Source organism: Kroppenstedtia sanguinis (genome assembly GCF_050433445.1).
Classification (GTDB): Bacteria; Bacillota; Bacilli; order Thermoactinomycetales; family DSM-45169; genus Kroppenstedtia; species Kroppenstedtia sanguinis.
The window spans coordinates 85177-98088 of the sequence record NZ_JBNPXF010000009.1 but is presented as its reverse complement, the minus strand read 5'-3'; the positions used below and the strand labels follow the sequence as shown (position 1 = coordinate 98088).

The following is a 12912-nucleotide window of genomic DNA, read 5'->3' as shown; positions in this document are numbered from 1 at the left end:
AAGGGAGTGGGGGAGATGAATTTTTGGTTTCCGATCGTGATGGTGGGTCTGCTGTTGCAAAGAGGGGCGGAGTTGCTTCTGGCCCGAAAACATGCCCGCTGGATCCGCGATCAAGGAGGGGTAGAAGTGGGCCGGGAGCATTATCCCTTGTTGGTGGGGATCCATTTCCTATTCTTTATCTCTCTAACTGGGGAAGTGATTGGGACCGGTAGCCATCCTCCTGCCTGGTGGCCCATTCCTTTCACGCTGTTTTTGCTCGCCCAGGGGCTTCGGATCTGGAGTATTCACTCCCTCGGCCCCTATTGGAACACTCGAATCTGGGTAGTCCCTGGACATCCTCGGGTGGTGCGAGGTCCTTACAAATACCTCTCCCACCCCAATTATGTGGTGGTAGTGACGGAGCTGTTGGTCTTACCCCTCCTCTTCGGCGCCTATGTGACGGCGGTTACCCTATCTGTTCTCAATCTGGTGGTTCTCCTGAAGGTGCGGATTCCCTTGGAAGAAAAAGCGCTGGCCCAGGCTGTTGGAGGGGAGGGGATGAAGATCGAAGCAAATCCCGAGGGAGATTAAGACCTATATCCCCTGCAGGGATTTGTGGTTTTTTCAGCCTGCCTCCTATGCTGTTCGATGGTTTTTCCTATGCCGGTTGTAGGATATGAATCGATCCGTATTGATTTCCATGCCAGATTCCAGTTTAATGGAAGGGAGATTTTTTGGATTTCCGGGGTAGAGATCGCTTTCGGATGAACACGGCATAGGAGTGAGGGCATGTCAGAGGAAATGGAAGATCTGCCGTTACATAACCAGGTTAAAGCCCATCTGTCCAAGCGAGCCGCTGCAATCTATTCTTCTGCTTATCAACTGATCTGGCACCATCTGACTGGGGAGACCGAGGAGAAGGAATCCCTCGCCCATCAAGTGGCCTGGGACCGTCTGAAAGAAGAATACCTTTAGAAGCATTGTGAAAAGTCGTCATACCTACAGGACACAAATCGCTATGCAGAGAGGATGGAGTTTCACGTGAAGTGACTTAGGCCCGCAAAAACTTTGATGCGCGATAAAAAGTTCCTATGTCAGGGCTGTTGATGAACCATCAAGTGGATGATGGGAAGAAACGATCCTTTCCACTCTTCCATTGCCACCCATCGTAAAATATCGCTTGAGGGGACGGGGAGGGTGGAAAGGCTGAGCGCAAAGGCTCTTCACCCTCCCACCATCCCGACCTTAGTTCCTACCTAAAATAGGGTGAATCAACACGCCTGTTCTATGTGTATTCACATCCTAAGTCTTGGCTTATTGGAGAAAAGGAAGCAAATCATTCAAATTACCCCGGTGAACGGGGTTTTTTGTTGTGGTATGCTTGTTAAAAATATCAGAGGAGAGTCGGGTGTGAAGCAACAATGGGAAGAATGGTTCCGGGGTTGTTCCGCAGCGGTCCCGATTATGGTGGGTTATCTTCCGGTCGCTGTCACTTTCGGTGTGATTGCACAGCAAATGGGGATTCCTGCTCTGCAAACCACCTTGATGTCGATTTTGGTGTATGCCGGGGCCAGTCAGTTTATGGCGGTCAATATGTTGGCAACAGGGGCGGGGGGATTGGAAGTGGTGACGGCTACCTTTGTTCTCAATTTTCGTCATTTTGTGATGGGGCTTTCCCTGATGAATTTGTTCCGGGGGTTTCCTTCTCGCTGGAAACTGGCCATCGCCTCGGGAATGACTGATGAAACTTTTGCTATGGCTTCGATTCGGGCCGGCTCGGAGCCAAAGATGTCGCCGCGCTCTGTAGCGGGCATGATGTTGGGAGCGTACTCCTCTTGGATCCTCGGTTCCCTGGCGGGGCATCTCCTTTCCCAGGTGATTCCGCCGACGATCAGTGAAAGTATGTCCATCGCTCTGTATGCAATGTTCATCGGATTACTGGTTCCTACCGTCCGCAAGGAGTGGCGGGCGGGTGCTGTGGCCCTGTCAAGCATGCTTCTCTGCTGGGGATTTAGCCAGGTATTGGATGAGGGTTGGGCGATCGTGTTGGCTACGGTGCTGGGAGGAGGGCTCGGCTCCTTTTGGATAAAGGAGGAGACATCATGAATCTGGTCTGGATCATTCTCGGTATGTCCTTGGTCACCATGGTTCCTCGCTGGCTGTCGGTCTGGGTGATGGGCAGGTGGAATTTGCCCCGCCGGGTTCGCCTCATGTTAAACAGTCTCCCTTACGCCGCTCTTGGTGCATTGATCTTCCCAGGAATCTTGTCTGTGGAACCTGACGTTCCTGCAGTGGGCCTGGTTGGGGGAGGGGTGGCCGTCGGATTGGCTTATTTGCGGTTGCCGGTCCTGATCGTGATCACCGGTGCCGTCCTCGCTGTCATGGGGATCCGGGGGCTGATCTGATGAAGTGAAAAGTATCCGTTCCCTCAGAGAGGGGAAACGGATTCTTTTTTTGCCGGGAAGATCGGGAGTTGTTTTGTTAAGGTTTGATTGGGAATCTTTAAGTTTGAGTGAAGATCGAATCCCTCCAGAACCGCTTGTGTTATCTTGGGGCCACATGAGAGGAGCGGGAGGGTGTCAACGGTGACAGCGAGACGTTATTTCGAAGAGATCAACGGTCTGCGGGCGATCGCCTGTCTGGCAGTGTTGGCGGTCCATGTATCCGCCGGGGTCTACTACCAGCAGGGGGGGTGGGACGAGTTCACCACTCTGATTAACCAGCTGGCGAGATTTGGAACCCCAGTGTTTGCTGTGATCAGTGGATTTCTCCTTTTTCACCAAGTACAGGTAAAGGGATTTCGGCTGTGGGGATTCATCCGTTCCCGGACCCGCAAGATTGTTATCCCCTACCTTCTGTGGAGCATGGTCTACCTCATGATTCTGAAGGTGGCTTACAATGTGGATCAGTTCATCTCCTGGAAACACTGGATGTTGATCCTAGCTAGCGGGCGTGCTTTCTATCATTTGTACTTCGTAGTGGCGATCATCCAGTTTTATCTGTTGTTCCCTCTGCTACAGCGCCTGCTTCGTTCCCCTTTTTCCTGGTGGGCGGGAGTGACCGTGGCCTTGATACTCAATTTCGTTTTTTTAACGGTGGATCCGTCGATCTGGAGTGGAGAGTGGGGGGAGATCCTCCTCCCTGTCCGCAAGGCGCTCCTGCCCGCCTGGATCTTCTACTTTTTGCTGGGTGGTTTGCTCTCCCACTATTGGGACCGCCTCCGGGCACGTGTAAAGGAGGGGAGCTGGTTTCCGCTGCTGGCAGTTCCGGTCCTGATCGGGGGCGTGCTAGAGTATCAGATGATGGGGCTGTACGGCCCCGCCCGCCCGATGAACCTCCTCAACACTCCCATCCTCGTCTTGGCCGGACTGGCTGGCTACCTTCGATGGGCCAAACGGTGGCCGAGGGTAAAAAGGGGGCTAATGACCCTAGGCAATCTCAGTTTTGGGATCTATCTGGTGCATCCGATCTGGATCATGCTACTGATGGAAACCCTATCGTCACAGGTCTGGAATCCGCTATTTCTCCCTTTGCTTTATGTCGGAGTGCTCGCCTTGACCCTGGGACTGATTTACTGCATCCGTCGCCTTCCATTTCATCACTGGTTGCTGACCGTTCCCCGCAAACCATCTCCGGTTCCGAGACAAGCCACTCAGGAGAAATCTGCTTCTGCCTAAAAGCGTTGTGATGATCTGCGTTTGCAGACGGTCGGGATAGGGTTTCACATGTCGTTTTCGTTGTTTTATCGATCCAAAATCACACCCTGTGAAATCCTATCCCCTGGAGGAAAGAGAAACGACCCTAGGCACGACTTGTCCTGTGGATATTCACAATGCTTCTAATGGAAATTCAGGTGATTACGACTTGTCAGGATACCTATTCATGGTAAAGTGATAGACGGGGGTGGATAAATTGCAGGAAGAGATGAAAGAGGAAGTCGTCTGGGAGGGGGCTACCTCTCATGTAGCCCGCCTTGGCACTTATCTGTTATGTCTGGTGACCTGTGTATTGGTAGTTCCTATTTTTATTGCATTGTGGGTGGCTGTAAAACTGAAATCGACCCGCTACCGGGTGACGACGGAACGGATCCGGGTAACCACCGGGATCTTGTCCAAAGAAACCGAAGAGATCGAATTGTATCGGATACGAGATCTCCGACTGGAGCAGCCTTTTCTCTACCGGATCTTCGGCAAAGGAAATCTGGTGCTGCTGACTACAGATGAGACCACGCCCCATCTGGTGATCGAAGGGGTTCCCCGTCCGATGGAACTGTTGGATGAAATTCGGAAACATGTGGAGAATCGTCGCGATACCAAGCGGGTGCGAGAGTTGGATATCGATGCCCGGTAACGTTTTTTTCAAAAAAAGGCTCAGTGCAGGGCCTTTTTTTGTATATCTTGATCCGATGAATTTAAAAAAATGGGTCAAAGGGACAAGCGGTTTGTCATAAACCTTTGTACAAAGGAGAGAAGGGAGGGACCATTTCCTCAGGCGTGTTGATTAGCCCTATTTTAGGCAGGAAATCAGGTCGGGATGGTAGAACGGTGAAGAGCCTTTGCCCTCTTTTGCAAGAGATCGGAGCCGTTCTACCATCCCCATCCCCTCAAGCGATACTTTACGATGGGGCAATGGGAAGAACGAAAGGATCGTTTCATTCCCATCATCCACTTGAGGGTCCATCAACAAACCTTCTATTTATTTACATTTTATCTTGATAAATATGTAAAATCGTTCAGGCGCAATTTTAGGTATTTTTTGGTTTTTAAAATTGTCCGACAGGGGTGGACAGCTCGTTTAGGCAGTCAAATCAAGGTTTTCTAGGGATCATGCAGATCGAAGCGAAGATTTAGTCTTGTCCGTCTTTTTGAATAGATATTGACTGAAGGAAGATAGTTTAGTTATAACGAATATATTAATTTATATAGGAATTCATTTTTCAGTCGATTCACCGAATTCTTTTTCCGATATTTCATATGATTGAGGTGTCTTCATGGCGGAACCGTTACTTGAAATCTCCGGGTATAAAATGCATTTTCAAACGGATAATGGAGTCGTGAAGGCTGTCGACGGGGTGGACATTACCGTTGGTGAGGGGGAGGTGGTCGGCCTGGTCGGAGAGTCCGGCTGCGGAAAGAGTGTCACCTCCCTGTCGGTAATGGGGCTGGTAGCCCAGCCACCGGGAAAGGTGGCGGGGGGCTCCATCCGGTTGACGGGGAAGGATCTTACCCAGTTGAAGGGGAGGGAGTGGCGAAAGATCCGCGGCAAGGATGTGGCGATGATCTTTCAGGAGCCGATGACTTCTCTCAACCCCGTGTTCACCATTGGCAACCAGATGGTGGAAGCGATCCGACAACATCAAAAGGTGAACAAAAAGGAAGCATTGTCACAGGCGAGGGAAACCTTGCGGGCTGTGGGAATCTCCCGGGAAGGAATTTTGGATGAGTATCCCCACCAACTCTCTGGTGGAATGCGCCAGCGGGTGATGATCGCCATGGCCATGGTTTGTCGTCCCAAGCTGTTGATCGCCGACGAGCCGACCACCGCCTTGGATGTGACTATTCAAGCCCAGATCTTAGACTTGATGCGGAGGCTGAATCAGGAGATGGGGACCGCGATCTTGATGATCACTCATGATCTCGGGGTGGTGGCGGAGATGTGCCAGCGAGTGGTGGTGATGTATGCTGGCCAGGTGGTAGAGCAAGGAGATGTTCAGACTCTTTTTGCAAATCCACGTCATCCTTACACCCAGGGGTTATTGAAGTCCATTCCCCAACTGGACAAGCGTATTGACCGGTTGTACTCCATTCCGGGCAATGTTCCCAATCCGCGGAAGATGCCCACTGGGTGTCGATTTGCTCCTCGTTGCGAATTTGCGACGGATCTTTGCCGGGAGCAGGAGTCACAGCTGTTTGAGGTGGGAGAAGGTCATATCAGTCGCTGTTGGCAAGAAGATGGAGACCGATGGAGGGAGGGAGTGGATCGTGACGCCACAACAGACTCTGCTTGAAGTGAAAAATCTGAAAAAATATTATCCGATCCACGGCGGGATTTTCGGCAAAAAGGTAGGGGAAGTGAAGGCCGTCGATAATGTCTCTTTCCTCGTGAACAAAGGGGAGACCCTGGGCATCGTGGGAGAGAGCGGTTGTGGAAAATCCACCACCGGGCGTGCCATTCTGCGCCTAGAAGAGCCGACGGAGGGAGAGGTGAAGTTTGAGGGAACCTCTCTGACCGGCTTGAAACCCCATGAGATGCGCCGGATGCGGCGGGAGTTGCAGATGGTATTCCAAGATCCCTTCGCTTCTCTCAACCCGAGAAAAACGGCAGGGGAGATCGTAGAAGAACCTCTGCAGGTCCACGGAATTGGAAATGCCAAGGAGCGGAAGGAAGAGGTGCGAGAGCTCCTGCAGGTGGTGGGTCTCGACTCCTATCACGCCGGTCGCTATCCGCACCAATTCAGCGGCGGACAGCGACAGCGGATCGGGATTGCCCGGGCGCTGGCGGTGAAGCCTAAACTGATCATCGCCGACGAACCGGTGTCGGCCTTGGATGTCTCCATCCAGTCCCAAGTGTTGAACTTGTTGGAAGATTTGCAGGAAAAGTTTGATTTGACTTATTTATTTATCGCCCATGATTTGAGTGTCGTGCGCCATATCAGTGACCGGGTGGGAGTGATGTACCTGGGGCGGATGGTGGAATTGGCTGATCGGGATCAGCTTTACGAAAATCCCCTTCATCCCTACACTCAGGCTTTGATGTCCGCCGTGCCGATCCCCGATCCGGAAGCGAAGCGGGAGCGGATCATCTTGAGTGGTGATGTCCCCAGTCCCAGCCAGCCACCGAAGGGGTGCGCCTTTCACACCCGTTGTCCCCGAGCGATGGAGATTTGCGGGGAGGTTCGGCCGGAGTTCAAGGATTATGGAGGGGGCCATTTAGCCGCCTGTCATTTGTTGGAGGAAGGAGTCTGAGATTTCGTGAAGGAGGTGTTGTCCCGCGACGGGAGCAGACCATCGAATCGTTGACAAATCAAGTTAAGGGGGGCGTTTTGACAGATGAAAATGCGTAAGCCATTGTTGCTTGCCGTTGGATTTGCGTTGATTTTATCCACCGTGCTCGCCGGATGCGGGGGCAGTAAGTCTGCTGATCAAGGGAAGACGCTGATCTACGGTCGCGGAGCGGACTCCAACAAGTTGGATCCTTCTCTGGTGACCGACGGGGAATCCTTGCGGGTGACTGAAAATGTGATGGAAACCTTGGTTGATTACAAAAAGGACAGTATGGAGGTCACCTCAGGACTCGCTGAAAAGTGGGAAACATCTGAAGATGGAAAAACATGGACTTTTCATTTGCGCAAGGGTGTAAAGTTCCACGATGGGACTGATTTTAACGCCGAGGCTGTCGTCTTTAATTTTGAGCGCTGGATGAACCGGGAGATGTTACCGAGCAAAAAGGATGACTTCATCTATTATGGTTCGATGTTCGGAGGCTATAAGAAAGAAAAAGGGCATGTGGTTGACAGTGTTAAAGCGGTGGATGAGCATACGGTGGAGTTCAAGCTGAAGGAACCCCAGGGTCCCTTCCTGCAGAATTTGGCCATGTCTCCCTTTGGTATCGCCTCCCCGAAGGCAGTGAAGAAGGATCCCGCAGAGTTTGCCAAGCATCCAGTGGGGACCGGTCCCTTCAAGTTTGAGAACTGGAAGAAGGGGGACACCATCACTGTTGTCAAAAACGAAGATTATTGGCAAAAAGGGTTGCCTAAGCTGGATAAAATTATCTTCAAGTCTATCCCGGATAACTCGGCTCGCCTAACCGCACTTCAATCTGGAGACATCGATGTGATGGACGGACTCAATCCGGAAGACGCCAAACGGGTGAAATCCGACGAGAAACTACAGCTCTACAAACGCCCTCCAAACAACGTGGGGTACCTGGCTTTCAATATGGACAAAAAGCCCTTTGACAACCAGAAGGTTCGCCAGGCCATCTATCACGCTGTCAACAAAGAAGGCCTGATCAAGAGCTTCTACGCTGGTCTGGCCGAGCCGGCCAAAAACCCGATGCCCCCATCTCTCTGGGGATTCAATGACGACATCCAGGATTATGAGTACGATCTGAAAAAAGCGAAGAAGCTTTTGAAGGAAGCTGGTTATGAGAAAGGTTTTGAAGTGGAGTTCTGGGCGATGCCTGAACCCCGCCCCTATATTCCCGACGGGAAAAAGATTGCAGAGTATATCCAGGCCGATCTGAACAAGATCGGAATCAAATCGAAGATTGCCAGCCCCGAATGGACCACTTATTTGGAAGAGACCCAACACGGGGAGCATGAAATGGCGCTTCTGGGATGGACCGGTGACAATGGAGACCCGGACAACTTCCTGTACGTTTTGCTAGACAAGGATAACACCCGGATTCCTGCCCAGAACAGCGCTTTCTATAAGAGTGATGAATTGCATGATGTTCTGATCAAAGCACAACGGGAAACTGATCAGGGTAAGCGTGAGAAGCTTTATAAAGAAGCCCAGGAGATTATTCATAAAGATGTACCTTGGGTCCCGCTGGTCTACGCCCAGCCGCCTCTCGCCGGACAGTCCTATGTGAAGGGGTATTCCCCTCATCCGAAAGGATCCGAGAGCCTGGCGGAACTCGATATCCAAAAGTAAGCCTCCATGGCGGCGTTGCGGGACCGCAATGCCGCCTTTCATTCTTCGCAGATGGAGTGCCGAGGGCGCTTGAGCCCGGTCCGAAAGGCTGGTGAAAAGGTTGATTTCTTATACGATACGAAGGATTTTGATGTTGATCCCAGTGTTGATTGGGATGTCATTCATCACGTTTTCTATTGTGCACGCCATACCCGGCAGTCCGGCCCAGGCGATCTTGGGGGAGAAGGCATCTCCGGAGGCGGTAAAGCAGCTGGAGGAGCAGATGGGCTTAAATGACCCACTCTATCTCCAATATTTTCGATATGTAGGGGATCTTCTCCACGGAGATCTGGGAACTTCGATTAAAACGGGGCGTCCGATTCTGGAAGAGATCGGTCCCTATCTGGCCGCCACGATGGAGTTGGCACTGGCCGCAATGGTGATCGCCATTTTCTTTGGAGTCAACTTGGGGATTTTCTCGGCGTGGCGGCACAATACTGCCATTGATTATACCTCGATGGTGATCGCACTGATCGGGGTGTCGATGCCGGTGTTCTGGCTGGGGTTGATGGAACAATGGGTCTTTGCCCAGGAGTTGGGGTGGTTGCCCTCCAATGGGCGGACGGATCCCCGAATGTTCTTTGAACCGATCACCCAATTTGTTTTTATCGATGCATTGATACAAGGTAATTTTGAAGTCTTTATGGATGGGTTCAATCATATTATCTTGCCCGCAGTCGCCCTAGGGACCATCCCGATGGCCATCATCGCCCGGATGACTCGCTCCAGCATGTTGGAGGTACTTCGTTCCGATTATATTCGGACCGCTCGTGCCAAAGGGGTGGGGGATGGAATCATCATCTATAAGCATGCACTGAAAAATGCTTTTATCCCCATCTTGACCGTCTTCGGTCTACAAATGGGCCTCCTGTTGGGGGGAGCGGTTTTGACCGAGACGATTTTCAGTTGGCCGGGGGTGGGCCGTTACTTGTATGAAGCGATTAGCACCCGGGATTATCCCGTGATCCAATCCGGTATCCTGGTGGTGGCCACGATCTTTGTGGTGATCAATCTGATCGTCGATCTCATGTATGCCTGGATCGATCCACGGATCCAGTACGGAAAGGAGTGATCCCATGTCCATCAATGCACCTACGATGCCGGCGGGAGAACCGGAACCGACGGGAAAAGAAGTGGAGACGATGGAATCCCCCTTTCGCTCTTCCCTGCGGGCCCTGTTGCGACACCGTTCCGCCCTGATCGGCGGGGGAATCATCCTTTTTTTCATTATTATGGCCTTGATCGCCCCCTTGCTGCTTCCCTTTGGATATAACCAGATTGATGCCAACGCTCGGCTGCAGGCTCCTTCTGGGGAGCACTGGTTTGGCACGGATGATTTTGGGCGGGATATATTTGCACGGGTGGTTTACGGTGCCCGAATTTCGCTTTGGGTAGGCTTTTTCGCAATCACCGGCTCTATCGTGATCGGCTCTTTGCTCGGCTTGGTTGCGGGTTATTATGGGGGGTGGCGGGATACGATCATCTCCCGGACCTTCGATATTTTGTTGGCCTTTCCCAGTATCCTGTTGGCGATCGCGATTGTGGCCATGCTGGGACCCAGCTTGCAGAACGCCATGTACGCCATCGCCATCATCAACATTCCCACCTTTGGTCGCTTGATGCGATCGCAAGTGTTATCCGTGAAACAGGAGGATTATGTGTTGGCAGCTCGGGCCATTGGTATGAAAGACAGCCGGATTTTGTTGCGACACATCCTGCCCAACTCCTGGACCCCGATCATGGTGCAGGGAACCCTCGGTTTTGCGACAGCGGTGCTGGAAGCTGCCGCCCTGGGTTTTATCGGGTTGGGTGCCCAGCCTCCGGAGCCTGAATGGGGTAAGATGTTGTCCGATTCACGGGGTTTCATTCAATCTGCTCCCTGGACCATGCTGTTTCCCGGAGTGGCTATTATGTTTACCGTCCTCGGCTTTAATCTGTTGGGAGATGGATTGCGGGATGTGTTTGACCCTCGCATGAAGCAATAAATCGATCCAGCTCCCGTCTTCATAGACGGGAGCTTTGCCGTTTTTGGACGATTAACCTGAGGAGTCAGCCCACCCGGCTAGATATATCATGCATAGGATAGAAGCGAGAAGGCGGGAAAGGAGGAGGGTTCATGAGCTACAAGTATTCGGGTTATGGGTTTGGTTTGGGCCGACTCCTGATCTTCCTGTTGGTTATCGCTACCATCTTCGCTTTAGTCGGTTACTGGGGCTACTGATCCCATCCGATGCAAAAAGCACCCGACAATTACGTCGGGTGCTTTTTGGTGGGTGGGTCCGGCAGCATCGCATTTTTGGGAAGTAGTTTTCAGTCCACTAGAAGCCTTGTGAAAAAGTCGTCCTACCCACAGGAAATTAATCGTGCCTCAGGTTGGGGCTTCGCATGAAGTCAAGGCTGTTGATGAACCGGAAAGTGGGTGTTGGAGGGGAGTCGTGTGCTACCCAAGCGACCTGATGCGCCATGGGCACAACAATTTGAAATTAGGGATGCGCCATGGGCACAACAATTTGAAATTAGGGATGCGCCCTAAGCACTACAATTTCGATGGGCTGAAGCCCTGGAGTAAAGGAAGCATCACAGGCACTACAATCTCGATGGCAAGGTTGCCATCCTATCCAGCGTAGAATATGGAGAGAGAGCACTTAGGGACAATATTCATCCTTGTGTTGCTGACCTCCCGGTTTTTCCCTACCCGATGGTCAGATTCTTAAGCAGCGCGTCTTCACTTCCTAGCAGGATGGCATTATGGCATGGTCAACATGATCTTCCCACACACCCAAAGGCTCTCCTGCCCATGAATGGAGCAAACACACTCACAATGTTTCTAATCCAACCCGCCTGTATCCAAACTTATGTTAACCTATAAAGGAATGGCAAACATTCTGAAGGCATACGTAGACCAAGGGATATCCACAGGGGGGAGGAAAAGCCCTCTGTCACCTGTACCAAGGAGGTCCAATATGAAATCAGACTCACTGTTCAACTGGGGACATGGGATCCGGATGATTGACGGCTATGATCTGAATGTTCCGGGTCGGACGGGTATCTATGTGCTGGAAGAGGAAGAATTGACACTGGTGGAAACGGGTCCGAGTCTGTCTGTACCCCGCATTCTGAAGGGATTGGAAGCCTTGGGCCATCGGCCGGAGGATGTGCGCAATGTGATCGTCACCCATATCCATCTGGATCATGCGGGTGGGGCGGGACTCCTGCTACAAAGTTGTCCGGAAGCGCGGGTGGTGGTGCATCCCAGAGGAGCTCGTCATTTGGCGGATCCGACTCGCCTGATTCGAGGGGCCCGGATGGTGTATGGGGAACAGTTTGATGCACTATTTGATCCTGTGCTACCTGTTCCCGAGGATCGGATCGAGGTACGGGCGGATGGAGAGACCTTGGCGATCGGACCGGATCGGCAGCTGAAGTTCCTGGACTCCCCCGGCCATGCCGCCCACCACTTTAGCATCTATGATCCGGTCAGCCGGGGATTGTTTACCGGAGATACATCCGGGGTTCGCTATGGACAGTTAGAGGAGTTAGGATGCTCTTTGTACCTGCCTTCCACTTCCCCCAATCAATTTGATCCCGATGCGATGAAACAATCCATCGACCGCTTCCGCAAGGAAGAGGTGGATCGGATTTTCTTCGGTCATTTCGGGATGTCCGAGGAACCCGAGAGGGTCTATGAACAGGTGACTGCGGAGCTGGATGTATTTATGGAGGCGGGAGAAGAGGCGATGGCGGAGAGCGAGGGAGCCGCTGGAATCGAGAAGCGGTTGAAAGACCGTTACCGGCGGATGCTTGAAAACCAAGGGATTCCGGAGAATCATCCTGTCTATCCCATCTTGTATCTCGACCTGAAAGTCTGCTCCATGGGAATTGAACATTACCTGACCCGAAAGGGGAAATGAAGGCAATCATCGGCAAAAATAAGATTCCGAAAAAAGGATTCCAAGTGAAAGAAGAGGAGGATCAGTCCATGCAAGTAACCATTTATTCTAAGCCCCACTGTTTGGAATGCAACCTGGTGAAACGTTTTCTCAAAGATCATGGAGTGAAATTTGAAACAAAAGATTGTTCCCGTACGGAATATCTGGAAGAAGTGAAAGAGATGGGTTTTCTCGGTGTCCCTGTCACTGTGATCGATGGGACCCCTGTCCAGGGATTGCAGCCGGATCTATTGAAAAAACACCTTCATTTGGGACAGGCGGGTTTATGATCCGCCTCCATTCCTGAG

13 protein-coding genes are annotated in these 12912 nt (G+C 51.9%); all 13 read left to right on the top strand.

Features of this window, described 5'->3' with window-relative positions:
• The first annotated feature begins 15 nt into the window (after positions 1 to 15).
• The 13 genes from JOD24_RS07590 to JOD24_RS07530 all read left to right on the top strand — a co-directional run bounded on the left by JOD24_RS07590 (position 16) and on the right by JOD24_RS07530 (position 12894).
• Complete coding sequence (locus JOD24_RS07590; RefSeq protein WP_429246680.1) at positions 16 to 570, top strand: isoprenylcysteine carboxyl methyltransferase family protein; 555 nt, start codon at positions 16 to 18, stop codon at positions 568 to 570.
• 198 nt (positions 571 to 768) lie between these two features.
• Positions 769 to 954, top strand: a complete 186-nt coding sequence (locus JOD24_RS07585; RefSeq protein WP_380162676.1) for a ChaB family protein — start codon at positions 769 to 771, stop codon at positions 952 to 954.
• 435 nt (positions 955 to 1389) lie between these two features.
• Positions 1390 to 2085 (top strand): AzlC family ABC transporter permease, encoded by a 696-nt coding sequence (locus tag JOD24_RS07580; RefSeq protein ID WP_429246679.1) that lies wholly within the window; start codon positions 1390 to 1392, stop codon positions 2083 to 2085.
• Entirely contained in the window at positions 2082 to 2384 is a 303-nt protein-coding gene (locus tag JOD24_RS07575) for an AzlD domain-containing protein (RefSeq protein WP_429246678.1), read from the top strand. Before JOD24_RS07580 ends, JOD24_RS07575 begins: the two co-directional genes overlap by 4 nt.
• 180 nt (positions 2385 to 2564) lie before the next feature.
• Positions 2565 to 3656, top strand: a complete 1092-nt coding sequence (locus JOD24_RS07570; RefSeq protein WP_380162682.1) for an acyltransferase — start codon at positions 2565 to 2567, stop codon at positions 3654 to 3656.
• Between the two features lie 226 nt (positions 3657 to 3882).
• Positions 3883 to 4329: a PH domain-containing protein gene (locus tag JOD24_RS07565; RefSeq protein WP_380162684.1), complete on the top strand. Its 447-nt coding sequence runs from the start codon at positions 3883 to 3885 to the stop codon at positions 4327 to 4329.
• A gap of 640 nt (positions 4330 to 4969) precedes the next feature.
• Positions 4970 to 5986 (top strand): ABC transporter ATP-binding protein, encoded by a 1017-nt coding sequence (locus JOD24_RS07560; protein ID WP_380162686.1) that lies wholly within the window; start codon positions 4970 to 4972, stop codon positions 5984 to 5986.
• Entirely contained in the window at positions 5961 to 6944 is a 984-nt protein-coding gene (locus JOD24_RS07555) for an ABC transporter ATP-binding protein (RefSeq protein WP_429246677.1), read from the top strand. The genes JOD24_RS07560 and JOD24_RS07555 overlap by 26 nt, the downstream gene beginning before the upstream one ends.
• Before the next feature lie 84 nt (positions 6945 to 7028).
• On the top strand, positions 7029 to 8636 hold the full coding sequence (locus tag JOD24_RS07550; protein ID WP_380162690.1) for an ABC transporter substrate-binding protein: 1608 nt from the start codon (positions 7029 to 7031) through the stop codon (positions 8634 to 8636).
• A 100-nt stretch (positions 8637 to 8736) separates the two neighbouring features.
• Complete coding sequence (locus JOD24_RS07545) at positions 8737 to 9747, top strand: ABC transporter permease (RefSeq protein WP_429246676.1); 1011 nt, start codon at positions 8737 to 8739, stop codon at positions 9745 to 9747.
• Between the two features lie 70 nt (positions 9748 to 9817).
• Positions 9818 to 10660 carry a nickel transporter permease gene (gene nikC / locus JOD24_RS07540; RefSeq protein ID WP_380163079.1) on the top strand — a complete coding sequence of 281 codons (843 nt, stop codon included), beginning with the start codon at positions 9818 to 9820 and terminating at the stop codon, positions 10658 to 10660.
• Between the two features lie 978 nt (positions 10661 to 11638).
• The gene (locus JOD24_RS07535) at positions 11639 to 12586 is read left to right on the top strand and encodes an MBL fold metallo-hydrolase (protein ID WP_429246675.1); all 948 of its coding nucleotides are present in this window, start codon (positions 11639 to 11641) and stop codon (positions 12584 to 12586) included.
• The gene (locus tag JOD24_RS07530; RefSeq protein ID WP_429246674.1) at positions 12583 to 12894 is read left to right on the top strand and encodes a glutaredoxin domain-containing protein; all 312 of its coding nucleotides are present in this window, start codon (positions 12583 to 12585) and stop codon (positions 12892 to 12894) included. The genes JOD24_RS07535 and JOD24_RS07530 overlap by 4 nt, the downstream gene beginning before the upstream one ends.
• Positions 12895 to 12912 lie beyond the last annotated feature (18 nt).